This window comes from Pseudohalocynthiibacter aestuariivivens (assembly GCF_018457175.1).
Lineage (GTDB): Bacteria > Pseudomonadota > Alphaproteobacteria > Rhodobacterales > Rhodobacteraceae > Pseudohalocynthiibacter > Pseudohalocynthiibacter aestuariivivens.
Genome location: NZ_JAGFNU010000005.1, coordinates 243,677 through 269,909 on the forward strand (window position 1 = coordinate 243,677; position 26,233 = coordinate 269,909).

Here is a 26,233-nt window from a genome sequence, read left to right on the forward strand (position 1 = left end):
CATTGACATTGGCCTGGTAAGTATTATTACATGAGACAAATGTCTGTAAAGTGAGATTTTTTATGCATCTTGATCGCTTGATGACCGTTTTAGAAAACGTGGCCATCGCCGGTCGCGCTGTTACGGCGCCCGAAGTGCAACAAGCGACAGGGCTACCCCGCCCGACCTGTTACCGTTTGCTGCAAACCATGGCGAAACACCGGCTTTTGGATGAGCCCGAGCCGGGGCGCTATCTGGTGGGGGAAAGGCTGGTCCGGCTGGCGCTACTCGGGCAATCGGATGTCGATGTCTGTCAGGCCGCGGCACCCGCGTTGAAAGAGGCCGCCAATCAGTTTGGCGAGGCAATGTTCCTCTCGCGCTATCGCAACAAGGGGGTCGAGATCATCCATGTCGAGACCCCAAAGGACGCCGCGCGCTCGTTTGTGCATCCGGGCCTTGGCTTTCGCCCGATGCACGCCTGTTCCTGTTCCAAGGTCATTGCCGCCTTTGCCGAGGATGGATTTCGCGAAGAAATCCTCGCGGGGCCGATGCGCAGCTACACTCCTAACACCAAGCAAAATCCCGAAGCTCTGCGGGCTGAGTTCGCTTCTATCCGGCAGGCAGGGTTTGCGGAATGTGTGGAAGAGATCGAGGTGGGGGTGTCATCGGTGGCCGCCCCGATCCGGATCGGAAATATCGGGGCAACCTTCAGCATCGGTGCCACCGGCCCTGTCAGGCGGTTTACCACCAAACGCCGCATTGAGATCGGGCATGATTTGTGCATGCTCGCCGACAAAGTGGCGCTGGCCTTACAAATGCATGGTGTGACTCAGACTGGATAAATGTATCCCGCTTTTATCGAAAAGCGGAATTAGAGCCCGGACGCAGCGAACTCACCTTTTGTTCCGCGACCCGGTTATTGCCCTTTTCGATTTTGCTGCGCTTGACCTGAATGGCCGCATTGTCTTCTTCTGAGCAGCGTAAACATTTGCGCTGATGCAGCGAAAATGGCGCTGCGTGCGCACGCAGCGCAAATTCGACACTTCCGAGATGGGCTCGAGCCTGACGTTCGCTACCGTTTGCACCAATGACTGCTTTGCGAACAACCCGGCCATCGCTGCGGAGCTGAACCGCAGCAAACTCCCGTCTTCTCACCATGGGCTTCGGGAAATCCAGTTTTCTGACGCCTTCAGATTAGCGTGTCTTTAACTGCTCTAGCTTAACCCGTGTATCGTCTCAATCAGCGATTTGTTGATCGTTCTCGAACCGGTGTCCATCCGATTAGCATGACGTCGAGCACCGGGAACCCGTACACCTTCAAGGCTCGTCAGCCGTTCCATGAAGGCCTCGGCGTGGGCGTTCCATCCTTCACCGGCAATCAACGCCGGTGACAATGCGATCACAATCTCGCCGCCGCGTGGCGGGCCGCCATCATGGTTGTCGTTTTCTGCCGCTTCGAAGCTGAAGTTTTCGCCAGTGAGCCCGGCGGCCAGAAGTTCGACCATCAAGGCGATGGCCGAGCCTTTGTACCCGCCAAACGGCAGCAATACGCCCGCGGCAATCTTCGCCGGATCTGTGGTCTCCTTTCCCTCTGCGTCAAGACCCGTTCCGAGCGGAACCGTTTTGCCCTCTCGAGCTGCAATCTGGACGTCGCCGAGCGCCATCGAAGCGGTCGCCATATCATAACAAACTGGTGGTTTGCCCGGGCGCGGCCAGGCGAAGGAAATTGGATTGGTGCCAAAGAGTTTCTCGGTCGATCCGGCAGGGGCTACCATCGGCATATATGCGGTGCAGGCAATTCCGACCAGACCATGATCGGCCAAGAATTCGGTCTCGGGCCACAGCGCCGCGAAATGATGGATATTGGTAAGTGATAGCGCCGCAACTCCGATCTCTGCTGCTGCCTCAGCAAGCACTGGTAGTCCAACTGCCTGTGCTAGCGGAGCAAAACAACCACCGCCATCGACATGGATCAGCGCTCTAGTCTTTTTCACGACGGTGGGCTTTGCTTTGCCGTCAACTTTGCCACTGCGCAAAGACTTGACGTAACCGGGAACGCGAAACAGCCCGTGGGAATGTGATCCATCCCGTTCTGCGCGCATTATAATATCGGCAAGCGCTGCGGCGTTTGCTTCATCGCACCCATTCGCCAACATGGTACTACGAGTGAGTTCATATATCTCATCGAGGGTGAGGCAGAGTGTACTCATCTGGTTCCGTTGCTTTCATTTTAGGTGTTTTGCTGGTTCTGGGCCGTTCTGTTGTCACTAACGTGAACTGAGTTATCGCCCATTTTAATATCGGGCTCAAAGTGAACGAAACAATATCTATCGGTCAACACTTCATCGAGTAAAAGATTGTATCTTTGGGGCTTTAAACAGGCTTTCGTCGCAGGCATGTCGAATGACCGCATTGCGGTGCGATTTCAACGGGTCGCTGCAGTGCAGTTTTCGCATTGCAGACATTCGTCGAGGATGCAGCATCTGGGTGGCTGGATGGACAACTTGAGGACATCCTGGGCTTTCGCTTTAGACCGTCGAAGGGCTGCGCTTAGGGCACCGCAACAACTAAAATCGAAAGGGAGGTCGGTTAAGATGCCAATTAATGAAATGGGTGCTGATCTCAACAAATAATGTTGTGACCGATTTTTTCACCGACAAACATCAAAGATAATTCGGGCAGAGTTCAATGATAGCGAGGTTTTGTCCACCTGCGTGTTTTACCCCGAAAGAAAATCTTCGAGAATGGCGTGGAACAGCTTTGGTTTTTCCAAGTGCGCGGCATGAGAAGAGCCCGGAATGACGGCCAGGGATGCGTTAGGAAGGGTTTGCCACAACACTTCAATTTGTGACCAGCGATAGGATCGATCTGTATCACCCCACAACACTAGCGTCGGCATAAACAAATACTCCAACGAGCAACGCCCGTCCCATACTTCCATTGCATCAAAAGCTTGTAGTGCCGCCTCTGGTGAAGCGCGTTCACCAATGCGTGTCAAAACTGGCAATCCGAGGGCTTCTTCACGGTCCACAAACCAAGTTGCGCCAATCCGACGGATTGTTGTTTCCACGCCGTCTGCAAGGAGGCGCGTGCGCGATTGCGCGATGGTTTCAAACCTGTTTGGCATAGCCCCCAATGGTCCTGTCCCGTAAAGAACAAGGCGATCTATTCGATCGGGGATTTTAGCCGCAATAGCCTGCACAATCATGCCGCCCATTGAATGTCCAAGCAGCTCAAAAGATCCGATCTCAAGTTCATTCAACAAGTCGATTACATAGTCAGCCATTGCTTCTATACGATCGCAACCGTGCAGCTCGTTTGCATCACCGAAGCCGGGTAGATCCGGGGCGATCACATCGCGGGTTTCGCTGAAATATTCAATCTCTGCTTGCCACTGCGCTGCCCCGCCAAGAAAACCGTGCACGAGGACAAGCGGAGTTCCTTTGCCCGCGCGGCGGTGTGGAGCAAGGGAGGACATCATTAGCGCATCTGATCTGGCAACCACAGCGCAACCTCCGGTGAAATAATGAGAATCGCGATAAGCAGAACCATGGCGCCAATAAATGGCAGGCATCCCATGATCACGTCACCGATCGTGACCTGTTCACGGCTGATCGCCTGGATAACGTAGAGATTCAGCCCTACCGGCGGCGTGAGTACTGCGATCTCCATGGTGATCGTGTAAACAACCCCAAACCAGATTAGATCGAACCCTGCCGCACTCATTAATGGATAAATCGTGGGCAAAGTGATGAAGGTCATTGAAACTGGTTCAAGGAACATGCCCAGAATGATGTAAAAAACCAGCACGATGACCAATACGGTGGTTGGTGCCAGATCGAAAGACAGAAACAATTCGGTAAACTGCTGAGGAACGCGGTAATAGGTCAGCACAAAACCAAAAAGCACACCGGCCGAAAGAAGCAAGCCTAAATACCCCATGGTACGCATTGTTGCAAAAATCGCGTCCTTGAACCCCTGCCATGTCAGGCCACCCACGCCAAAGGCCAGAATAACAGTTAACAGGCTGGCTATGGCAGCGGCTTCGGTTGGTGTCGCAATGCCAGCATAGATTGCCACCGTGATGACCAACCCGATCAGAGCAATTGGCCCGACGGTGCTGAGGATCATGACAAAGGACATCTTGTGCGCTTCTTCACGGCCCGGAATATCCTCAGGCTTTAGCATGCCCCAAACAAGCACGACGATTACAAAGCATGTGATCAGAATGATGCCGGGGATGACACCTGCGATGAAGAGATCACCGATGCTCTGATCGGTGACAATACCGTAGAACAGCAGAATCAGGCTGGGCGGGATAAGCACCGAAAGCGTGCCACCTGCCGCAAGAACTCCGCTTGATAGGCGTTTACCGTAACCCAAACGCAGCATCTCGGGCAAAGCCACTCCACCAATTGTCAGTGCGCCCACCATTGACGAGCCGCAAACCGCACCAAAGCCTGCGCTTGCACCGATTGACCCATAGGCTGCCGAGCCCTTGATCCGTACGCCCTGATGCAGGAACTGGTATAAGTTCGGTCCTATATTGGACTTGCCTATGAGCTCCCCTAAGAAAACGAATAACGGCACCGCCAAGAGGATGTAATCGATCCAAACGCCCCAGAGTTTCAGCTCGGAAGACACCACAGACGTGCTCCACCCTTGAATTTGCCAAAGAAATGGCAGTGCGGCGCCGGCCAAAGCAAAGGGAATTGGTAACCCGATTACAATAAACAGCATTAACAAGCCTAACAGGCCCAGTCCGACGGTATACCATTCCATTAGAATTCCTCCGACGTTGCGGGTGTGCGAATCAAGACGAGCAAACGCAGCGCTGCGTAAATTGAAAAGATAACAAGCGCGAGGGCACCTGGCGCCCAAAACCAAAAGCGTGGCCAGTGCAGGATTTCCGAGGCGACACCCGAATTGAACGAGCGGATGGTCGCGCTTACACCCGCATAAGAAAAGAACACACCAACACCAAGCATCAGGACGTGATTGATGATCTCAAAAGTTTTGCGTGCCTTTGGCCTGAGCCGATCAGTGGCCATAGTAACCTTGGGAAAAGCATCTTCCCGCATCGCGTAGGCCAACCCTGCAAAGGCTACCGGAAACAGCAATAAGGCGGTTGCTTCGGTCACCATACGATCTGGTTTTCCAAGCCCATACCGCACGAATACGCCATAAGATATCCAAGCCATCTGGATCAGCACTATTATCGCACCAAACCCGGCTAGCCAGACCACAACGCGGTCAAATACAATGATTAGACGGTCGAGTGTCTCGTTCATGACGCACCTATAATGTTCTATGAAAAGGGTAGATGGCCCCCGAACACACCGGAGGCCACGCTAAACACGCGTCTTGAGTTAGGGGGCGTGGTTGGCCAGCAGATCTCGGATGCTACCGGCCAGATCGGCACCACACGCTTCATCAGCTTCGGCGTCCCACTCGCCTCTGACACTGGCAATCAGGCTTTCGCGCTGGTCGTCCGAGATTGATACAGCGGCACCGCCACCTTTCATCACGGCGTTGCCAACCTGCTGATCGACCCAACCTTCGTACAATGGCTGCAACCAGGTCTCTGTTTCTGTTGCGGCTTCAGTTAGCGCAGCTTGTTCTTCAGCTGTCAGTGCATCGAACTTGGTCTTGTTCATCATGTAGCTGATATTGCCATAAAACAGGTTGGCATTGACCATGTAGGGCATGACCGTCCAAAGCTTCCACGAACTGTAAGTTGCGACACCCATGTTGATACCATCGACAACACCACGTTCGGCGGATTGGAATACCTCTTTGGGGGCTACGAAGACCGGCTCGCCGCCCCAGGATTCGATCATCAGACTGACCAGCGGTCCGATTGAACGCACGAGTTTGCCATCAAGTTTGCCAAGATCGTCAATCGGTTCTTCGAACCACCACTCCTGGTCATAGGTGTAGTTTGAGTTGAGCAGCGGAACCAAGTTGGCTTTGGCCGCTTCATCCCGAACGAGGTCGGCGTAAGCACCATCCAGTTCTATCTGATTTTCCAAACTGATCTCTGCCGGATATAACGACGTTACCGCATAGCAAGGCAGACGGTTGTCGGCATTAATCCAGCTAATGTCTGACACGCCGCCCTGAACTGAATCCACGCCTTCTGACCAGCCGTGAAGGGTGCCCGACGGGAAGACCTCTACCTTGACGCTTCCGGAGGTTTTTTCTGCTACCAATTCAGCAAAATGCTGAAAGCCCTGATAGCGAATATCCGCTTCATTTACATAGGTAGAAAGACGAAGCGTTGTTTCCGCATGCGCGCCAGATATTGATGCCGCAAAGACTAGCGCAGTAGCCGTTGTTGTGCATTTCCATGTCTTGTTCATTCTTTACTCCCTGTTGTTTGCGGGATTGACGAACATTCTGGTTTTGTCAGCCCCGAACGCTTCTAATTCCTGTGGTTGGCTCCTTGACAGCAACTTACAATTTCTTTTGAAATGTGTGTTCCAACCCCATCGCTAGATTACTCATGCTTCTTGCAGCTAGACCAATTCAAACATAGCATATATTCATGCCAATCTTGCATAGTTTATATTTTTCAATAGGTTTCATAGGGAAAGGTGGCTGTTGTGGATATCAAATGGCTTCAGGATTTTGTCTGTCTGGGTCGTACACTCAATTTTTCGCGGGCGGCTGAAGAAAGAAATATCACCCAGCCGGCATTTAGTCGCCGTATCAAATCTTTGGAGAACTGGCTGGGTGTTCCGCTCATTAAACGGTCGACATATCCAGTCCAATTGTCGGAAGCTGGTATTCTGTTTTTGCCTGTCGCGCAGGAAACGGTGAACAACCTGTCTGACACTCGACAAGGTATTCGTGGAGCAGAATTTGGAAGAACTGCTTTCCAGCGGATAGCGGTCCTGCATACAATTTCTGTAAATTATCTGACCAAACGAATAAAAGAGCTTGAGGACGAACTGCCTAACCTGCGTGTCCGTGTATATTCCGATTATCTGCCTACTTGCTGTCAACTTTTTTCCGACGGTACCTGTGATTTCTTACTTTGCTATCGGCACAACAATGGCGCCCCTTTTTTCGAAGAAGACCTTGTGGCGCGAAAGGACTTAGGAGTTGAGAAACTAGTTCCAGTTGCTGAAGCCAAGGCCGCAGCCGAAGGCGGATGGGACATATCGAGCAAGGATGTGAAGAATATACCTTATCTAAGTTATGATCCTTCAAGTTATCTTGGGACAATTGTCGATCAGATTATTGGCTCCCGACAACCCCCGATGGTTCTACGATATATGGATGCCCACTCCGAAGCGTTAAAACGCAGCGCGATTGCAGGAAGCGGAGTAGCTTGGTTGTCCGAACGAGTTATCGCTGATGAACTACAAAGCGGAAAACTTGTACGCGTCGGCGGGCCCGAATGGCAAACCACTCTAAAATTAACGCTTTTCTGTTCATTAGATCGTCTGGACAAGACGGGACAGCAACTTTGGGAGGCTTTATAAGGTTTTCCGCTTCAACACATCATTTGAAAGCAGACTCCAAATCGCATCATTCTGCGGGCTTTGTCCTTCTGCTAGGCGGATCATTTTAATTTCCAGTTCTTGTTCCGGCAGGTTCAGACTTGGCTTAATCAACCTTTTTTGGGCCAAATGGTCGAGGATCAAGGATTGTGGCAACCAGGCCACGCCGATCCCATCCAACACCAATTGGATCATGGCCAGAGTCAGTGCAGTTTCGGCACGTGGCGAGAGAACCACTTTATTCGAGAGCCGGGGGACAATCGTACGATCAAAAACCTGCCCCAAAAATACGTCGGATGGATATCCAATAGCGGGGATCTCGCCGTTATGCGTCGAATCTTCCAAATCAGGAATGCAGACAGGTATGAGCCTGTCAGCGCCTAAATCGTGAGCCTCGAACGCCTGCGCTAGAATAGGGGTCCGCTCACCGGGTATCTGGTAAGTGATCGCAATGTCTGCTTCACCAGAAAATAGTTGGATAAGGCATTCATCCCGATTACCTGATCGCATTCGAACGGTCCGATCCCCTGCTGTGAGCGCTCCGACGATTTTTGACGAAAGCGTGGTTGTTAGGGCATGCTGGCAGGCAATTGAAACCACGCTACTAAGAGGGTCAGTGGTTTGTTTGAGATCATGCTTCAGGCGGCGTAATTGCATGCTCAACCTGCGCATTTCTGGTTCAAGCGCCTTAACACCCGGCATCAGCGCAACCGGCTTGCGGCTGCGATCAAATAGCGTTGCGCCAATCGAATCCTCGATCATTCGCACGCGTCGGGTGAAAGCCGATTGCGTCAGGAAGCGTTTCTCGGCCGCCCGCGCCAATGATCCGTTGTCAAGCACGGCAAGGATGTCTTCTATCCAATCGAGTCGCATAAGTGCAAACTAGCCGACAATATTAAAAATTGCAATTTTTGCATGTTAGATGCTTAATTACGCATTAGAATTGCTCACAACTATGAGTTAACTTGCGATAAATACTAATTTAGGAGCTTATGATGCATCTTGCCCGCTTTCCCCGCCGCTTTATCGCCCATCTGCCAACCCCACTGGAACGTCTTGATCGTCTGACCGCTGAATTGGGTGGGCCGGAAATTTGGATTAAGCGCGACGATTGCACTGGTCTTTCGACTGGTGGCAACAAGACTCGCAAGCTTGAATTCCTGATGGCCGAAGCCGAGCTCGAAGGCGCCGATATGGTGATGACACAAGGTGCGACCCAATCGAACCATGCCCGTCAAACCGCCGCGTTTGCGGCCAAGATGGGCATGGCCTGCCATATCCTGCTCGAAGATCGCACCGGCTCCAACAATGCCAATTACAACAACAACGGAAACGTGCTGTTGGACCACCTTCACGGAGCGACGACCGAGAAATGCTCTGGCGGGCTGGATATGAACGCCGAGATGGAAAAAGTTGCCGACCAATTCCGCGCTAAAGGTAAAAAGGTTTACACCATCCCCGGTGGTGGCTCAAACCCGACTGGCGCGCTGGGATACGTTAACTGCGCCTTAGAAATGCTCTGCCAGTTTAACGAACGTGGCCTAAAGATCGACCACATCGTGCACGCCACGGGCAGCGCGGGCACCCAGGCAGGTCTGATCACAGGTCTCAAGGCAACTAATGCGCAAATCCCGCTTTTGGGGATCGGCGTTCGTGCACCTAGGCTGAAACAAGAAGAAAACGTCTATAAACTTGCTTGCGCCACGGCTGAGAAACTGGACTGTCCGGGGGTGGTCGCGCGTGAGGACGTCGTCGCCAATACTGATTACGTCGGTGAAGGTTATGGTATCCCCACTGAAAGCGGGCTTGAAGCGATCCGTATATTTGCCGAGCTTGAATCGATCCTGCTTGATCCCGTCTATTCCGCCAAAGGCGCAGCAGGTTTCATCGATTTGATCCGCAAGGGACATTTCAAGAAAGGCGAGCGCGTCGTGTTCCTTCATACCGGCGGCAGCGTGGCGCTGTTTGGTTATGACGCAGCCTTCGACTTTAAAGATCGTTGGTCCTGATCGCGCGGGCGGCTTCATGGCCAGGTTGCGACGGATCGGTGTATTAGGTGGTATGGGGCCCGAGGCCACCGTCACCCTAATGCAGCGCCTTCAAGCGGGCACTCCTGCTCGAGATGACTCTGATCATGTCCCGCTTTTAGTGGATATGAACCCTCAAGTGCCCTCTCGCATCCGGCATTTGATTGAAAAAACAGGGCCCAATCCGGGGCCCGTCATGGCCGAAATGGCTGTTCGCCTTGAAACCGCCGGTGCCGAGGCGTTGATTATGCCCTGCAACACCGCACATCACTATGCTTCCTTTGTCACAGAGCGTGTGCGAATCCCTTTTTTGAGCATGTTGGCCCTGACGTGCGTAGAACTGGCCAGCCAAGTCGCGCCAGGCTCAAAAGTGGGCATCCTCGCTTCGCCCGCCACAAACCAGATTGGCCTCTTCCAGACGCATCTCAATGATGTGGGTCTTGTCGCGCTGTTCCCAGAAGATGAAGGGACCGTGCTGTCTGCAATCCGCCGGATCAAACAATATGGCCCTGATGAAGCGGACATCGCATTGCTGCACGAAAAAAGTGCCGAGCTTGTCAAGCAAGGCGCTGCAGCGATCCTTGTTGGGTGCACCGAGTTTTCCCTGATCAGCGGGCAGATCAAAACAACGGTCCCTATTGTCGATGCGCTGGATATTCTAGTGGCCGCAACGTTGAATTTCGCCGGGGTTCGGCTCGATGATCCAGCCTGAATTATTTGAATTCAAAGGTTTTTGAATGTTACCCTTCATCCGCGCCCGATGGAACAGTTTTTACAGCGGTATACTCCTCGCTGTCGTGATCGCCATTGCCGCTAGTTTTCTGTCCGAGCATTATGGTGCACCAGTGATGCTGTTTGCACTTCTTATCGGCATGGCATTTCATTTCTTATCGGAAGATGAGTCTTGCGTCAGAGGAATTGAGTTCTCATCGAAACCGCTGCTGCGGTTTGGTGTTGGCCTTCTGGGGCTTAGGCTAAGCATCGGCGACGTGACAAGCCTTGGGCTGGGTCCCGTTTTGGCCGTGGTCGGTTTCGTGCTCGCCACCCTCGGTTGTGGTGCGTTAATGTCCTTGCTGCTCGGTCGTCGTATGGCCTTTGGCCTATTGGCTGGCGGTTCGGTTGCAATCTGCGGCGCCTCTGCGGCCTTGGCGATCACTGCGGTCCTGCCCCCTCGTTCGGACCGCGAGCAGGACACTCTCTTTGTTGTTATCGGCGTCACAGCGCTATCGACCATCGCAATGATTGCTTACCCTGTGCTGTTCCAAGCGCTTGGACTGACAGATATAGAAAGCGGATTTCTGATTGGGGCTACGATTCATGATGTGGCTCAGGTGGTCGGTGCGGGTTACTCGATTAGCGATGAAGCGGGTGTGATCGCTACTTTTGTAAAGATGCTGCGTGTCGCCCTGTTGCCCGTGGTTATACTGGTCGCCATGTTCAGTTTTAGAGGTGCGCAAACCCAGAGACTTAGCTTGCCATGGTTTTTGGTTATGTTTTTGCTTCTCGCCATGCTCGCAAACTCAGGGCTTCTGCCTGAAACAGTGATAGTTTTTTTCGGTGATATTTCGCGTTGGTGTCTTGTCGTTGCCATCTCTGCACTTGGCGTGAAGACCAGCTTGGCAAAGATTGTCAAAGTCAAACCGAGCTACAGCGCTATTCTGATTATTGAGACCATTTTCCTACTGATTGTGGCACTTGGTTATGTGACGTGGGTCGGTATTTGATCCTTCAGCTTGTCCAAGACTTCGGGCTTGCGACACAAACCGGACATGTTCATGCCACTGGTCGGAATTTATTAGGTGCACACATGTTTTACGCTGCAGCAAAGCAAGCGACGCTTGATCGAAAATTTTGGCGGGGACATTTTTTAATCATCGACTGAACTACAGAATTCTTCGCTTCCGAACTGAAGTCGTCGCGCGCAAATTTCCAATCTAACGGCTGGCATAGGCCGTTCTTTCACCCAGCAATGTGTAGATATGTACGGACTCTCGGGACACTTCCTGTAAATTCCCTGATTTGGGATGGAGGAAGTTTTCATCACAAGACAGCCGCATTCTTTGAACTTAGCCAGATCTGCGTCATTCGGAAGCCTCAGATAATCGGCCCAGTCCTGCCAGTAATGATAGCCTTCCCAGGCGAAGGCCGTTCCGTCGAAGGTTGAATAATGCATTCTGATGATTGCGCAGGATCCAGCGGTCGAGCCATGGCCAATCTGTGAATTTCGATCGAGCGACAAGGTCTTCCAACCCGCTTTGGCCATTTCAAACGCAATGGCAGTGCCTATCACACCTGTCCCGATGATGAGAGCATCATAGCTATCTTTCATGACAATTCTCCCTTGCTGGCGGCCATCGCATAGGCCACCGCGCCTTCAATTTCAGACTGCAGCGGCACGCGCCCGGTGAAACCAAGCAGATATTCCGCAATGCGATCGGACCGTTCTTCCATCGTTTCCTGTAAATCGGCGGCGTAGTAACCGACTTGCATGTAGTAGAGGATACGCGCACGCGTGGTTGCTTCTTTCGTTTCGTAACCGTAGCGCGCGTACATTTCCGACAAGGCGGCTAACCGCTGCTGATCAGATTGGTCGAGCAGACGGCGAACCTTTCCTGATCTGCGGGACCATTCCCGAATAGCAAAATCAAGCTGCGGATCAAAAAGCTTTGGATTTACAAAGCACTTGAAGACGTTGCAGACCGCCCCCGTAATCGTTTCAGCCGGGCTTTCGGCCTGATTAATCATGGCTGCAGTGTTGGTTTGTTGCCAATGGTCAAGCAACGCATCAAGCAGATCTTGCCGGCTTTTGAAATACCAGTAAAAACTTGATCTGGAGACACCCAGCCTTTCGCCGAGTGTTAGCACCTTAACCTGTTCAACCCCATCACTGACCAGAATATCCATTGCGACGTTCAGCCAATCTTGCCGGGTGACTTTGATATTGCCGACCAGGGGCTTTTTTCCGGGGTCATCCCGATGCAAGAGTGTCGTCACTTTTGAATTGGTCATGGTTCAGCTTTCTGGCAGTGCGCCGCCTTCTTTCGTCCGCTTTTCGATATAGTTTCGCAACGCCTCTGCACGGCTAAGGTCAACATCGGGGCCTGCTCCATGCTCAAGAATGTTTTTCCAAATACCCGTTGCCCTTGTTGTTGTGTCAACAGCGCCACGTTCGGTCCAGGTGCCAAAATTCGAAAGGTCACTGACCAGAGGTTCATAAAATTCAGTCTTGTATCGCGCGCGCGTGTGGGCAACCCCAAAGAAATGCCCTCCGGGTTGCACCTCTGCCAATGCTTCCAGCGCAATGTCGCTCGCATCTGCACCAGTGTCTGCGCAAAGCTCTGCTACCATTTGCAAAACTTCCACATCCGTAATGAGCTTTTCGTAAGAAACGGTTAGCCCTCCTTCAAGCCAACCTGCTGAATGAATGACGACGGTGGCACCTGCCAAAAGACATCCCCAGATACCGAACTGAGTTTCATTGGCGGCCTGCACATCGCTTAGGTTTGCCGCACTTCCGCTGGCGCAGCGCCAGGGCAGCCCCAACATACGCGCAAGCTGCCCCGCAGCTAACGAGGCTTTGAAGTGTTCGGGTGTGCCAAACGCAGGTGCACCAGATTTCATATCGACATTTGACGTAAAGGTACCATAGCAAACCGGGGCTCCGGGCCTTGCCAGTTGCGCAAGGGTAATCGCGGCCAACGCCTCTGCATGGCTAAGCGTAATTGCCCCGGCCACAGTGATCGGCGCCATGGCACCCATCAATGTAAAGGGTGTTATAATTGAGACCTGCCCGCCACGGGCAAAATCGATAATCCCTTGTGCCATCGGAACGTCTATCTGGCGCGGGGAGTTCGTGTTGATGATCGTATAGCTATGGGCCCCATCGTGAAACGCGTCGTCAGAAAGTCCGCGAAAATCGCGGAGCATTTCAAAGCATTCCAAGACCTGCGGGGTCCCGCGGGAAAAGATAAATGGCACTTTATCTGAAAGCGTTAGCTGCGCGTCCATCGTCGCATAGTGACGAAGGTTCATCGGAACATCTTGCGGCTCTATAAGCGGCGGAACCATGTGGAACACATCAAAATGCTGGGTTAGCTTTGTTAGTTCGCGAAAGTCACGCTCTGTGCCGGGGCGACGCCCCCGTTCCAGATCTGTCGCATGCGGGGCACCTGCGCCGGGCTGAAAAACCAGATTTCCTATTTCCAGCTTTATATCACGTGTCGGGGCACCTCCGGACATTGGAATGGATCTGGGGGCAGATTCCAGCGCGGCGAAAACCATGTCGCGTCCGATGCGCACCATTTCAGTGCTCTCGTCCACAATAGCGCCACCCCCGCGATAAATCACCCGGGCTTCTGGCAGCAGCACTTTGAGACCGAGAGTCTCCAAAACCTCCAATGCTGCTTCGTGCATTGCAGCGATCCGGTCCGCCGAAAATATATCCATCGGCGGGAAGGGATTGCGCAGGTTGCGATAGTTAACTTTGCGACGCGGTGTTGCGCCATCTTGGCGGCTGCGCCTTCGTCTCGTTTTTGGGGGCAAGGCGGCGCTCTCAGTCATCCCCGCATGGCCTTTCCTTCAGGGTCAAAGGGCGAAGCAGGTATGACGCGTGCCTTGCGTTCAACCCCGACCACGTGAACTGATAACTCTGAACCTTCAGCGGCGACATCCGAGTTCACCAGCGCCATGGCCAATGATTTGCCAACCGTATGACCATAGCCGCCCGAGGTTACAAAACCGGCTTGGACACCATCGTTCCATATCGGCTCATACCCGCTCGCGTCAGCATCACCGGTATCAACTTCCAAAGTGACCTGAACTTGGGCAGGTCCTTTGCCGTCGCGTTCTGCTATTGCAGCGTCCCGTCCAATGAACGCTTCTTTTTCCCAGTCGATCCAGCGATCCATCGCTGTCATGCCGGGGGTGTAGCCTTGCGTGAATTCAGCCGACCAGATGCCAAAGCTTTTTTCAAGGCGCAGACTAAGCAACGCATTAAACCCGTATTCGCGAATGCTTTCTTCAGCGCCAGCCTGCAAAAGCGCCCGACGCAGGGCGATATGATCACCCATCCGGCAGTTGATCTCAAAGCCAAGTTCGCCCGCAACGGACATGCGGGCCACCTTTGCGCGGATCAAACCGATGTCAAAGGCACCGCACCCCATGAACGCCAGATTGCCGATAGAGCCTTCTGTCAGTTTTTCAATCACCGCGCGTGATTTTGGCCCCGCCAGCGAGAACCCGGCGGTATCTTCCCCCAAATCACGTAAAGTCACACCGTCTTCCATGTGGTCGGTGAACCAGCGCATGTGCCATGCTCGAAGGTAGTATGACCCCATGATCCACCATGTTCCGCCACCCCAGTTGAACAGGGTCAGGTCACCCTTCAGCCGACCATCATGACCCAGCATGACGGCAAGTCTTGCGCGCCCCGGTTTCGGTAATTTCGTTGAAAACATCCGGTTCAGCCAGCTTTCGGCGTTTGGCCCGCTGACCTCAAACCGGGAAAATCCGGAGATGTCCAATAGGCCCACACCATTGCGCACTGCTTTGCATTCCTTCGCGACAATATCGAATGCGTTAGACCGTTTCAGTGAGGGGGTTTCTTCAAACCCCTTTTCCGCAAAATAAAGTGGTACTTCGAGATCCCAGCTTGCCCCCCACTTGCAGCCCGCTTCTGTCATCTCGGAATGTGCCGGGGTCATCTTCAGCGGACGGCCCGCAGGAAGTTGTTCGTTAGGATAGGTCATCACGAAGCGACGGGTATAAAACTGCCCGGTGGTTTCCTTGATGTACTGCTTGTTTTCCGCAAACACGCCGTAGCGCGCAACGTCCATGCCATAAACATCCGCTTCGGGTTCGCCGTGGATCATCCATTCCGCAAGGCTTTTGCCAACGCCACCACCTTGCAGGAAACCAGCCATCACGGCGCAGGCGCTCCAGTATCCGCGCTTGCCGGGGACCGGACCAACCAATGGATTGCCGTCAGGCGAGAAGGTGAAGGCACCGTTGACCCATGTTTTAACGCCGACATCCTGCAAACAGGGGTAGCGTTCAAACCCCATGATCAATTCTTTTTCTATCCGGTCCGTATCTTCCTGAAACAGCTCCATGCCGTAATCCCAAGGCGCACCGTCCATCGCCCAATGTTCGTGGTTGATTTCGTATATGCCAAGCAGCAAACCCTTTTGATCCTGACGCATATAGGTGAAACCTTCGAGATCCACGGTCATCGGCACTTCGAAGTCCAGTTCTTCGAGCGCCGGTATAGTGTCGGATACGAGGTAATGGTGCTTTAACGGCGAGACTGGCAATTCAACCCCTGCCATGCGCCCAATCTGTTTGGCCCAGAGGCCGCCGGCGTTGACCACATGTTCGCAAGAAATCGTGCCCTTTTCAGTCACAACTTCCCAGCCTTCCAGCGTCTGGTTCAGTTCCAGAACACGGTTGTGTTCGATCACTTCGGCGCCGTTCTTTTTGGCGGCGCCGGCATAGGCATGCACGGTACCAGTGGTGTCGATGTAACCTTCGCGGTCGGCCCACATACCGCCCAGCAAGCCTTCGGTCGACATAATTGGGTTCAGTTCCCCCGCCTCTTTTGGTGTAACAAGGCGGCAGTCGTCGATACCGATGGATTGAAACACGCGATAAGCTGATTGCAGCCATTCCCAACGATCAGGCGTTCCTGCCATGGTTAGGCCGCCTGTCATGTGCAGGCCGATGTTCTGGCCGCTCTCTTCTTCGATTTTTGGTAGCAGGTCGATCGTATAGGCCTGAAGCGCAGCAATATTCGGGTCGGCGTTCAGTGCATGAATACCACCCGCCGCGTGCCAGGACGACCCGGCCGTCAGAACAGAACGTTCGATCAGGCAAACATCCGACCAGCCCATTTTCGCCAGATGATAAAGAATGGAAGACCCAACCACCCCACCGCCGATAACCACAACCCGATAATGTGATTTCATTTTTTTCTCCCTGTCGAACACTCTGGACAATTGTGTCCAATTCTAAGTGATAGGGTGTCAATTTTGGAGATTCGTCAACAAAATTTTAGATAACGAACTGATCGCAGACGCTCTTATGACTGTCCCAAAGTACACATGATCCCGAGAGTTGACTGAAATCACTATTCTAGAAATGACACTACTCGTCGGTTGAAACCGATACTTTTGGGTTTTCAATTTCACATTTCAAAGCCTCATTTGCGCCTTGGTCTTTCAGAAAGGGCGCTGTATTTGTGAATGGGTCGCGGCAAGTGTGTTGAGACTACTTCAGATTCAGAAGTATAATTTCCAGGGGCTTGGATGTGGGTTTGCACGCGCAACGAAACTCTCAAGAAGGTCTACACGATCCGATGATCACTTTGTCTGGGCAAAACGCTGCATTCCTCGCAAACATGGGTGTTAAAGCAGAGGGCTGGCGTCAGTTACCGGCTGATGCATCCTCGCGCCGGTATTACCGAAACTCGGAAACGCCGTTTGGCCCAGCGCTTTTGATGGTGACAGGCGCCGACGCTCCTGAATTCAAGGCCTATGTCCAAATTGGCCGACACCTTGAAAATCTTGGGCTGTCCGCGCCCCAAATTTATGCTGAAGACGCCTCGCTCGGACTGGCGTTAATCGAAGACTTTAGCGACCAAACTTACACAAAGCTTTTAAATGACGGTTGGGACGAAGCAGCGCTCTATGAACTGGCGATCGATGTGCTTGCGACGTTGCACGAGCACCCCAAAGCAACCGGTGTTGTAGTGCCCTTCTACGATATGGAACCCCTGATCAAAGAAGCAAACCTGCTGTCAGAATGGTTCGCGCCGGAGGCTCAGCGCGACGCCAATCTCGTTACGTTTGGTGCGCAATACGAGGCGCTATGGCGCGATGCCCTCAGCGATGTGGCCGCGCGGCAAGACACGCTCGTTCTTCGTGATTTTCATGTGGACAACCTGATACTTCTTAACGACCGCTCTGGTGCGGCATGTTGCGGGTTGCTCGATTTTCAGGACGGATTAATCGGGTCATTTGCTTATGATGTCATGTCACTGGCGCAGGATGCCCGGCGCGACTTGTCAGACGGGCTGGAAAGCCATCTGCTTCAACGCTACTTCAATCTTCGACCCGAACTGGATCAGAAATCGTTCCTGCAAGACTTTTACATTTTGGCAGCACAGAGGCATGCAAAAGTCGCCGGAATATTTTTGAGGCTTAGTCGACGCGACGGGAAAGATACTTACCTTAGACATATTCCGCGGGTTTTACGGTTGCTTGACCGTGCATTACACGCCGCAGGTCTGGATGAATTGAAAGAGTTTCTGGATACTTCTCTGCCGGGATGGCGCGATTTCAAACCGGCGCCAAACCCAAAGGGTACGATTAATTCCTGATCTCAGAATTCCAAGCCGAAATCTTACCTCGCACTGCCGATCTTAGCCTGCAGATGGACGACTATCGCTAACGCTTCAGAGCCCAGGAAATATACTTACTTACATCAAAAACATCAGACATCAAATTAGTAACCAGCGCGACCGACGCGATCTTTTGGAAAGAAAGAACGGTTTAGGTTTATTTTGATCCCCGTCAATTTTGTGCAAGGGCGTAGCATGTAATCTGTTTCCGGGTAGATTTAGGGGAACACTTATGCGCGCAATGGTTTTACACGCTGCAAATTCAAAGCTCCGGCTTGAACACGTCGCACGTCCATCCCTCAGACCCAATCAGGTTCAAATCAAGGTTGAAGCCTGCGGCGTTTGCAGAACCGATCTTCATATTGTTGATGGTGAATTGACCAAGCCCACCCTGCCCCTGATCCCCGGCCATGAAATTGTCGGACGGGTTGTTGCGATAGGCAAAGAAGCATCCGGTGTTCGCGTTGGCCAGCGCGTCGGTGTTCCCTGGCTTGGCCACACGTGCGGAACCTGCAACTATTGCATTAGCGATAAGGAAAACCTCTGCGATAACCCGGGTTTTACGGGGTACACATTAAACGGAGGGTTCGCCGAAGAATGCATAGCAGATGCGCGGTTTGTTTTCCCGCTGCCGGAAAATGCGGACCCTGTAGCGCTGGCACCATTGCTTTGTGCGGGCTTGATTGGATATCGCAGCCTCAGGCTGGCAGGCGATGCGAAGCGGCTCGGGATTTATGGCTTTGGGGCAGCAGCGCACATAATAGCGCAGGTAGCTGTTTGGCAGGGGCGTGAAATCTATGCGCTGACACGGCCAGGTGACATTGCTGCGCAGGATTTTGCTAGACAGATCGGCGCTGTCTGGGCTGGAGGCTCAGACGAAGCACCGCCCACATTGCTCGATGCTGCACTGATCTTCGCCCCGGTCGGGGCGCTTGTGCCCAAAGCGCTTAAAGCGCTGTGCAAGGGCGGGCGCGTCGTCTGTGGTGGCATTCACATGAGCGATATTCCTGCGTTTCCCTATACGGACTTGTGGAACGAGAGGCATATAATGTCTGTTGCGAATCTAACGCGGCAGGACGGTGAAGAGTTCTTTCCCCTGGCTGAAAAGGCATGTGTGCAAACAGTGACACAAGCGTATCCGCTGGAAGACGCAAATCGTGCACTCGATGATCTGAAGCACGGTCGATTACAGGGAGCAGCGGTACTAGTCCCGAACTTTGGCACATGAATCCATGCATTCTGCCAGACGACGAACAATCACTATTCTGCCGTAGATTTTGCAAAACTTCTTACAAACCAATCGGCAGCCAAATCTACCACTGAGTCCAGAGTTCCCGGTTCTTCGAATAAATGAGTCGCGTGCGGGACGAGGGTCATCTTGTGGTCACAAGTAAACTGATGCGCAGCATCTTCATTCAGCTTTATCACCTGATAGTCCGCCCCCCCGACTATAAGAAATGTGGGTGCCGTGACTTTAGAAAGCTCCGCACCAGCAAGATCAGGACGACCTCCGCGCGAGACAACAGTGACAATCAACTCCTTTTGCCAAGACGCCGCGACAAGCGCGGCTGCAGCACCAGTGCTCGCGCCAAACAAACCCATCTTTAACTGTGAAAGCTCGGGTTGATCGCGGACCCATTCAATTGCTTCTAACAAGCGTCCGCTGAGCAGCGGGATATCGAATACCTTCTCTCGATCAGCCGCCTCCGCTTCAGTCAGTAAATCGAAAAGCAAAGTCGCAATGTTGCGTTCGGCCAAACGATCCGCAACATAATTGTTGCGCGGACTCAGGCGGCTGCTGCCAGCACCATGTGCAAAAACAACAAGACCGAGTGCGTCATCGGGCAATCTAAGAATGCCTTCCTGTGATTTACTCCCAAGGATAACATTACGTTTTTCAATTTTTACATTGTTCAAGGTGATTTACTCCTAACTCGGCCAGATGAAGCTGCGAAACTTATTTCTGCTTACTCCGATACGGCGGGCGAATTATTGGCGTTCAGAACAGCGCCCTGCCAAAAATTAATCGCATACAAAGTTACTGGCTGCGTCCGATCAAGGTCTGACTTTTATCAAACCTCTCGAAATTCAGGCGGAGGATCCACTGGTTGCGGGATCTCCGGCGTTGGTGGCTGCGGGTAAGGCTCCGTAGGTGAAGGATCTTCATTAGGTTGAGGTTCGGGAACAGGGTCTACCGGTTGGGGGGCCTCAGGTGTAGGAGGCTCCGGCGTTTCCTGGGCTTCTAAAAGGATGTGGTGTGCATCAGCTATTCGAGATGGCGCAACGACAAACGCCACCGTTTGATCTTGTCCAAATTCTAACATGTTCGCAAATTGCCTTTCCATTTCACCACCCTCTTATGGTTCTCCTGTTTGATGTTCAGGCAGCAATAACGTCTTCAAGATGATCCGAGAGGTCCTCAATCGGGATATGCGTCAAGTCTTTGGCGACTTCAGCAAGCACTTTGTCTTTTAGAGAACCTTTGATGGCTGCACGCAACGTTCCGAGCATATGCGGTGCAGCAACGAGTATCAGCCGATCAAACGCGGACTTGCGCAAGCCATCTTCCAGTCGCCCGATGAGCGTCGCAGCAAAACTGGCTTCCGCCTGTCGTTTCGGGTCTGGCTGAGCAACAGCTGACTTTCCGTGCCCAAAACGGCTGTGTCCCATGCCGGGTTCATCAGAGTACTCGGCGGGAGGTTCGCTTTCAAAAGTCATGCCTTCGAGTGCTGCAAACCCCTTGCCCGGCCCTTCGTTCACAACCACTCGTGCAACGCCCGCATTTGCAAGAATGACCCACGTCACAGTCGGTTTCATAGTCTTTCTCCTAACGTTGTCTCGCAGCTACAAAATGCGCCAACTCAACGAAGGCGGTGCTGATTTAGATCAATTGTCCTCGAAAAACTTGCTGCACCCCCAGTATTGAACCAGCGATTTGAGCCATTCAAATTCTATACAGTGCAGGAGGTGTTCTAAAGTGTAATACAGTCGCAAACTGAACCTGTGGGCCGGGACAGAAGACACAAATGGCGGTTTTTTTGTTTTCTCGTAGATGTTTTGTGCACCGGATTCACTTGTGCAGACTGCCGACAAGATAGGTCAGTAAATCATTGAATGTACCCATATGCGCATAATCTGCTTCCGGCATTGCAAGATCAAAACGTTTTCCAAGTGCGGTAACGAGTGTCAGGAAATCGATTGAATCAATATCAAATTCCTCTCGCAAATCAGCAGCAGGGTCGATCTCTGTCACCTCAATGTCTGGCGCGATACGGTGCAGTTCTTCTTTCAAAGCAATTTGAATTTCTGCGGGTTTCATAGCGCCTCCGGAGATTGAAGTTGTTTATCAATAGCCCTGAGGAACAGAGCACCTCGGTGTCCGTCGCTGACCCGGTGGTCGGCAGCAAGTGTGAGTGTTGCAACCTCGCGCGGTACCAATATCCCGTCGTGCACCCATGGTCGGCGAGCGGGCGTCCCAATTCCAATTATCGCGACTTGGGGCGGGTATATGATACCAAACAGTTGGTCGACGCCTCGGTCGCCCAGGCTGGTTATCGTAATCGTCGCATCCGAAAGCTCTCGCGCGCGAAATCGCCCAGCGCGTACACGGATGATCAAGTCACGCATCGCGGTCATCAGTTCATTCAGATCACGGCTTTCTGTGTCATGGATTGCCGGTGCAACAAGGCCACCACCACGAATATTGATCGCCATGCCAGCATGAACCGCAGAGCTTTCATGATACACATTATCAGTGAAATGGCCGTTGAATTCCGGGTACTTCGACAGGGCCTTTGCAACCGCCTTCAGATATAAGGCACCCAGCAGTAAACGCTCTTCAGGCGCCCGGTTCTTGTTTGTTTCTGCAACGAAATTTACTGCGACCGATATATCGGTCGTATGTGAGAGATAGTAATGTGGGATTTCACGCTTTGATCGGGACATTGCTGCCGCAATCGCATCGCGCATCGAGAATTTTTCAGAAGCCACTGTGCCACCAATCCGTTCCTCGACATCGGAGAGCGAGATAATATCATTCGACGCGTTCGAGAGCATCTCCAGAGAGATACCGGACTGTGCCGCCAGACGTCGCGCTGCGGGCGTAATACGTAGCCTTTCGCCTTCTATACGAGGAGTTTTAGAAGACTTGGCTGGCGCGTCTGGAGCTTTTTCAACGCATTCCGGCGGCTGTGGTGCGGCTGCTTCAGCGGTTTTAGCCGCCTCAGCTTTTCGTTCTGGCTTCGCTTCTTCAATCGTTGCGTCTTTGCCTCGGATTATTGCAAGCGGCGTTCCCACGGGCACTTTATTGCCAATCTCAACCAGATAAGACTCAAGCACTCCATTCTCAAAAATTTCAATTTCTATCGCGCCTTTTTGGGTTTCCACCACAGCAACGATATCGCCGCGTTTGACCGTTTCACCCGGTTCCTTAAGCCATTCCACCAGCGTGCCGGCCTCCATATCGGCGCCGAGAGAGGGCATGAGGAAATCGCTCATGGGGTTATCCGGATTAGTGCTTTAACAGCCGTAACAATTTTTTCGGATTGCGGGATCGCGGCCCTTTCCAGATGTTCTGCATAAGGGATCGGAACTTCTTCGCTGCAGACCCGCGCGAGGGGCGCATCAAGATCAAAGAATGCTTCTTCGGCCAATCGCATCCCGATTTCGGCGGCAAGGCTGCCGGTTTTCCAGCCTTCGTCAACCACCAATGCCCGGTGAGTTTTGGCAACCGAAGCAAAAATTGTTTTCATATCCAGCGGACGAAGACTGCGAAGGTCAACAACCTCGGCAGCGATGCCGCCTTTTGCGAGTTCTTCGGCTGCATCAAGCGTTTTAAAAAGCGATCCACCATAGGTGATCAGAGTGATGTCCGTTCCCTCACGCCTGACCATTGCCCGGTCAATGTCTACCGGGCCGGCATTTGCCGCGAGCTGACCCGTTCGGTTGTAGAGCATGACATTTTCAAAGATCAGAACAGGGTCAGGGTCTTCCAGGGCTGTCCAAAGCATTCCGCGTGCATCTTCCAACGTTGCCGGAGCCAGAACACGCAGGCCAGGAATATGGGCGTACCAACCCTCAAGACTGTGCGAATGCTGTGCCGCCAATTGCTTGCCCGCACCGGTCGCCATGCGGATCACGACCGGAACACCAAACTGGTTGTTTGACATATGGCGCAGTGTCGCGGCGGTGTTGAGGATTTGGTCAAGCGCCAATAGCGAGAAGTTGACGGTCATCAATTCGACAATCGGTCGCATTCCGGCAATCGCAGCGCCTATCCCTGCACCCGTAAAACCCGATTCCGACAAGGGTGTATCACGAATCCTTTCTGGCCCGAATTGATCCAGCAAACCTTTGCTAACCGCGTAGCATCCACCGTATTCACCGACGTCTTCACCCATCAAAAACACACGATCATCGCGGGTCATTGCATCCACAATTCCGGCCTTTACAGCGTCCCGATAGGTCGTTTCCGCGGTCTCGTCAGGCACGACGCCGACGGGTGGTGCGGGCCGTTCTTCAGCCATGACATATTTTGTCAAAGACGAGAGCGGTTCATCGGTGCCCGCTTCGGCAAAATTTACCGCCTCTTCTATCTCGGCATCAATCTCCGCCTCTATTGTTTTGACCTCTTCAGCTTTGATAAGCCCGTTTTGTTCTAACCATCCCTGGAATCGAACAATAGGTCCCTTTGCGCGCCATTCAGCGACTTCCTCCTTCGGTCTGTAAAGCTGCGCATCAAACATTGAATGCGCCCGGAATCGATAGGTGCGACATTCGAGAAAATAAGGTTCCCCAGTTTCCAAGATTGATTTGAGTGCGCGGCGGGCAGCCACCTCAACAGCGACGACATCCATGCCGTCAACAGCTTCTACTGTGACATCGTAGCTTCTTGCCTTAGCGCTGATATCAGTTGTTGCTTCAGATCTTCCCAGCGCTGTCCCCATTGCGTAGCCATTGTTTTCGCAAACGAACAAGACCGGCAACTTCCAAAGGGCTGCAAGGTTCATGCTTTCATGAAATTCGCCTTCGGCCACAGCACCTTCGCCGAAGAAACACGCGGTGACCGCGCCGCTCTCTTGCATCTTGTCGGCCAAACCCAAACCAACGGCCAACGGCAAACCGCCGCCAACAATCGCGTTACCTCCGCAGAAATTGGTGTCACGATTGAACAGGTGCATCGAGCCGCCTCGCCCCCCTGCACAACCTTCAGACTTGCCATACATTTCAGCCAAGATCTCTGCCATCGAAACACCCCGTGCGAGTGCATGACCATGTTCGCGGTAGGTTGCTACCACCCGATCCTTCGTTTCGAGTAACGGAATGATGCCAGCGGCGATTGCCTCTTCACCATCATAAAGGTGCAGAAATCCGCGGATTTTCTGCTGCGTATACAACTCGGCACACTTATCCTCAAAACGCCGAATACGGATCATACCCTTTAACAAGCCGCGAACATGTGCGTGATCAAGGCGTGGCTTAACATCTGTCACAGTCATTGTTCATCGCTTTCAAGTGTTGAAATGTCACCTTCCGGCAGGCCAAGCTCGCGGGCTTTCAAAAGGCGCCGCATGATCTTGCCACTGCGGGTCTTTGGCAGGTTTTTCCGAAATACGATCTCTTTGGGTGCGACAGCGGGGCCAAGCCTTTTTCTAGCGTGCCCCAGCAGATCAAGCCGCAAGCCATCCTTCGCTTGATAGCCCGGCTTTAACGCAACATAGGCTTTGACGATTTCGCCCGCAGTTTCATCAGGCAAACCTACCACCGCAACTTCCGCGACGGCCGGGTGTTCCAAAAGCGCGCTTTCGACCTCAAATGGTCCAATCAAGTGCCCGGCGCTTTTAATAACATCGTCACTACGTCCAACGAACCAGTAGTAGCCATCACTGTCACGCATCGCGAGATCACCGCTCAGATACCACCCGCCGCGGAAGCATTTGTTGTAGCGTGCTTCCTCGTGCAGATAGGCCCGCATCATCGAAGGCCACCCTGGGCGCAACGCGAGTTCGCCGATCGCAAGCGGTTCTGTAAGTTCCTGCACGTCCGTAGGTGTCACATTCAGAATTCCAGCCGTAATTCCGGGTAGTGGTTTTCCCATGGAACCTGGCTTCACATCCATGGAAGCGTAGTTGGCAATCATGATTCCGCCGGTTTCTGTTTGCCACCAATTGTCGTGGAAGGGCTGTCCAAAAACCTCGTTACCCCAGACGACTGCCTCGGGGTTGAGCGGCTCTCCTACACTTGCCATAAACCGCAGATGCGGGAACTCATGTCCCGTTGGCATATCACGCCCAGCCTTCATCAGCATCCTGATTGCTGTGGGCGCCGTGTACCAGACATTGACCCCCTCTGTTTCCAGAATGCTATACCAACGCGCGGGATCAAAATCGGCTTCGTCAACAATCATCGTGACCCCGATCACGAGGGGCGCGATGATCCCGTAAGACGTACCGGTCACCCATCCGGGATCTGCCGTGCACCAATATGTGTCTGTCGGCCTCAGATCGAGCGCGAACCGCCCGGTCACGTGGTGCGCCACGACCGCCTCGTGCACATGCACAACGCCTTTCGGCCGACCCGTGGTGCCCGATGTAAAATGCAAAAGCGCCATATCCTCTGGCTTCATCGGCACAGTGGAAAACTCATCAGATGCGGTGTCCATCAGGTCGGTCAGCAGGTTCGTGCCTTCCGCTTCCCCGTCAATCAGAAAGACATTGCGGAGGCTTGGCAATTCGGCCCTGATCCCCTTTACCTTTCGTCTGTAAAGGCTGGCTGAAGTTATCAAAGCGTTCGCACCACCAATCTCCATACGTGCTTTGATAGGTTCTGGCCCAAAAGCTGAAAACAGTGGGCAGAAAACACAACCAGCCTTGAGTGTTCCTAGGGCTGCGATAAAAAGCTCTGGTTTTCGCCCGAGAAGCGAATAGACGCGATCACCTTTCTTTATGCCTTGCGCTTGAAGCACATTGGCAAATTTGTTTGTCAGGTGTGCGAGTTCTTCATAAGTAAACTCTGTCCGCTCTCCGGTTTTGGCGATCCACCTTAAAGCAATTTTCTCGCCTTGGCCCAATATGAGATGTTTGTCGATCGCTTCATGCGCTATATTCAGCGCGCCACCCGGCATAAAATCCAACACGTCGTGTGCTGCCGACCAGGAAAATGTCGCGAGCGCGGTTTCATAGTCAGGCAAGTTTGCTGAGCGGCGAATATTTTCCGATTTTATGATTTTGTTTTTATCCATTGCTGAAGGCTCGAATTTACCAAGTCAGCAGAAGTGTACGTGATCGGAAAGCTTCGTGAATGATATCAGTCAATTTCGGGCCAAA

General features: G+C 52.8%; 24 protein-coding genes. 7 read left to right on the forward strand and 17 right to left on the reverse strand.

The genetic code is table 11. The features are described 5' to 3' along the window. The first annotated feature begins 62 nt into the window (after positions 1–62). A complete protein-coding gene (locus tag J4E70_RS10045; protein WP_213889013.1) occupies positions 63–821 on the forward strand; it encodes an IclR family transcriptional regulator in 759 nt (252 codons plus the stop codon). A 13-nt stretch (positions 822–834) separates the two neighbouring features. Here J4E70_RS10045 and J4E70_RS10050 read toward each other — a convergent pair whose 3' ends face one another. The 6 genes from J4E70_RS10050 to dctP all read right to left on the reverse strand — a co-directional run bounded on the left by J4E70_RS10050 (position 835) and on the right by dctP (position 6,341). Next, positions 835–1,137, reverse strand: coding sequence for a hypothetical protein (locus J4E70_RS10050; RefSeq protein WP_213889015.1), 303 nt, complete (start codon positions 1,135–1,137; stop codon positions 835–837). A gap of 56 nt (positions 1,138–1,193) precedes the next feature. Further along, a complete protein-coding gene (locus J4E70_RS10055) occupies positions 1,194–2,189 on the reverse strand; it encodes an Ldh family oxidoreductase (protein WP_213889018.1) in 996 nt (331 codons plus the stop codon). Between the two features lie 509 nt (positions 2,190–2,698). Beyond that, the gene (locus J4E70_RS10060) at positions 2,699–3,484 is read right to left on the reverse strand and encodes an alpha/beta fold hydrolase (protein WP_343229456.1); all 786 of its coding nucleotides are present in this window, start codon (positions 3,482–3,484) and stop codon (positions 2,699–2,701) included. Continuing rightward, positions 3,460–4,761: a TRAP transporter large permease gene (locus tag J4E70_RS10065; protein ID WP_213889019.1), complete on the reverse strand. Its 1,302-nt coding sequence runs from the start codon at positions 4,759–4,761 to the stop codon at positions 3,460–3,462. Before J4E70_RS10065 ends, J4E70_RS10060 begins: the two co-directional genes overlap by 25 nt. Further along, the gene (locus J4E70_RS10070; protein ID WP_213889020.1) at positions 4,761–5,270 is read right to left on the reverse strand and encodes a TRAP transporter small permease; all 510 of its coding nucleotides are present in this window, start codon (positions 5,268–5,270) and stop codon (positions 4,761–4,763) included. The genes J4E70_RS10065 and J4E70_RS10070 overlap by 1 nt, the downstream gene beginning before the upstream one ends. Positions 5,271–5,348: 78 nt before the next feature. Next, positions 5,349–6,341, reverse strand: a complete 993-nt coding sequence (gene dctP, locus J4E70_RS10075) for a TRAP transporter substrate-binding protein DctP (protein WP_213889021.1) — start codon at positions 6,339–6,341, stop codon at positions 5,349–5,351. 243 nt (positions 6,342–6,584) lie between these two features. Here dctP and J4E70_RS10080 point away from each other — a divergent pair, with 243 nt between their 5' ends. After that, a complete protein-coding gene (locus tag J4E70_RS10080) occupies positions 6,585–7,469 on the forward strand; it encodes a LysR family transcriptional regulator (RefSeq protein WP_213889023.1) in 885 nt (294 codons plus the stop codon). On the opposite strand, the gene J4E70_RS10085 is transcribed toward J4E70_RS10080, so the two are convergent. Beyond that, entirely contained in the window at positions 7,464–8,360 is an 897-nt protein-coding gene (locus tag J4E70_RS10085; RefSeq protein WP_213889024.1) for a LysR family transcriptional regulator, read from the reverse strand. The genes J4E70_RS10080 and J4E70_RS10085 overlap by 6 nt on opposite strands. Positions 8,361–8,482: 122 nt before the next feature. Between J4E70_RS10085 and cuyA the strand changes: the two genes are divergently transcribed. Genes cuyA through J4E70_RS10100 form a run of 3 tightly spaced genes read left to right on the forward strand, consistent with a single transcriptional unit; the run spans position 8,483 to position 11,238 of the window. After that, positions 8,483–9,496, forward strand: a complete 1,014-nt coding sequence (gene cuyA, locus J4E70_RS10090; protein WP_213889025.1) for a D-cysteate sulfo-lyase — start codon at positions 8,483–8,485, stop codon at positions 9,494–9,496. A gap of 16 nt (positions 9,497–9,512) precedes the next feature. After that, entirely contained in the window at positions 9,513–10,226 is a 714-nt protein-coding gene (gene cuyB / locus J4E70_RS10095; RefSeq protein WP_213889026.1) for a cysteate racemase, read from the forward strand. 25 nt (positions 10,227–10,251) lie between these two features. Further along, positions 10,252–11,238, forward strand: a complete 987-nt coding sequence (locus J4E70_RS10100; RefSeq protein ID WP_213889027.1) for a YeiH family protein — start codon at positions 10,252–10,254, stop codon at positions 11,236–11,238. Positions 11,239–11,381: 143 nt separating this feature from the next. Here the strand turns inward: J4E70_RS10100 and J4E70_RS19325 are convergent, their stop codons facing one another. From J4E70_RS19325 to J4E70_RS10120, 4 genes are read right to left on the reverse strand one after another with little or no spacing between them, the layout of a single operon-like run. Continuing rightward, positions 11,382–11,843, reverse strand: a complete 462-nt coding sequence (locus J4E70_RS19325) for an FAD-dependent oxidoreductase (protein ID WP_246531688.1) — start codon at positions 11,841–11,843, stop codon at positions 11,382–11,384. Beyond that, positions 11,840–12,523, reverse strand: coding sequence for a TetR/AcrR family transcriptional regulator (locus tag J4E70_RS10110; protein WP_213889028.1), 684 nt, complete (start codon positions 12,521–12,523; stop codon positions 11,840–11,842). Before J4E70_RS10110 ends, J4E70_RS19325 begins: the two co-directional genes overlap by 4 nt. A 3-nt stretch (positions 12,524–12,526) precedes the next feature. Further along, complete coding sequence (locus J4E70_RS10115) at positions 12,527–14,074, reverse strand: trimethylamine methyltransferase family protein (RefSeq protein ID WP_213889029.1); 1,548 nt, start codon at positions 14,072–14,074, stop codon at positions 12,527–12,529. Further along, on the reverse strand, positions 14,071–16,476 hold the full coding sequence (locus J4E70_RS10120) for a GcvT family protein (protein WP_213889034.1): 2,406 nt from the start codon (positions 16,474–16,476) through the stop codon (positions 14,071–14,073). The genes J4E70_RS10115 and J4E70_RS10120 overlap by 4 nt, the downstream gene beginning before the upstream one ends. 341 nt (positions 16,477–16,817) lie before the next feature. Between J4E70_RS10120 and J4E70_RS10125 the strand changes: the two genes are divergently transcribed. Both J4E70_RS10125 and J4E70_RS10130 read left to right on the forward strand, forming a co-directional pair. Continuing rightward, positions 16,818–17,888: an aminoglycoside phosphotransferase family protein gene (locus J4E70_RS10125; protein WP_213889036.1), complete on the forward strand. Its 1,071-nt coding sequence runs from the start codon at positions 16,818–16,820 to the stop codon at positions 17,886–17,888. A 253-nt stretch (positions 17,889–18,141) separates the two neighbouring features. Then, positions 18,142–19,137, forward strand: coding sequence for a zinc-dependent alcohol dehydrogenase family protein (locus J4E70_RS10130; RefSeq protein ID WP_213889041.1), 996 nt, complete (start codon positions 18,142–18,144; stop codon positions 19,135–19,137). Positions 19,138–19,169: 32 nt separating this feature from the next. On the opposite strand, the gene J4E70_RS10135 is transcribed toward J4E70_RS10130, so the two are convergent. The 6 genes from J4E70_RS10135 to acsA form a co-directional block, all read right to left on the reverse strand. Then, entirely contained in the window at positions 19,170–19,826 is a 657-nt protein-coding gene (locus J4E70_RS10135) for a dienelactone hydrolase family protein (protein ID WP_213889042.1), read from the reverse strand. A 462-nt stretch (positions 19,827–20,288) separates the two neighbouring features. Next, entirely contained in the window at positions 20,289–20,726 is a 438-nt protein-coding gene (locus J4E70_RS10140) for a host attachment protein (RefSeq protein WP_213889045.1), read from the reverse strand. A 253-nt stretch (positions 20,727–20,979) separates the two neighbouring features. Next, on the reverse strand, positions 20,980–21,228 hold the full coding sequence (locus J4E70_RS10145; protein WP_213889046.1) for an acyl carrier protein: 249 nt from the start codon (positions 21,226–21,228) through the stop codon (positions 20,980–20,982). Continuing rightward, on the reverse strand, positions 21,225–22,406 hold the full coding sequence (locus J4E70_RS10150; protein WP_213889048.1) for a dihydrolipoamide acetyltransferase family protein: 1,182 nt from the start codon (positions 22,404–22,406) through the stop codon (positions 21,225–21,227). The genes J4E70_RS10145 and J4E70_RS10150 overlap by 4 nt, the downstream gene beginning before the upstream one ends. Continuing rightward, entirely contained in the window at positions 22,403–24,406 is a 2,004-nt protein-coding gene (gene pdhA, locus J4E70_RS10155) for a pyruvate dehydrogenase (acetyl-transferring) E1 component subunit alpha (protein ID WP_213889049.1), read from the reverse strand. The genes J4E70_RS10150 and pdhA overlap by 4 nt, the downstream gene beginning before the upstream one ends. After that, positions 24,403–26,148, reverse strand: a complete 1,746-nt coding sequence (acsA, locus tag J4E70_RS10160; protein WP_213889052.1) for an acetate--CoA ligase — start codon at positions 26,146–26,148, stop codon at positions 24,403–24,405. Before acsA ends, pdhA begins: the two co-directional genes overlap by 4 nt. Positions 26,149–26,233: the final 85 nt, after the last annotated feature.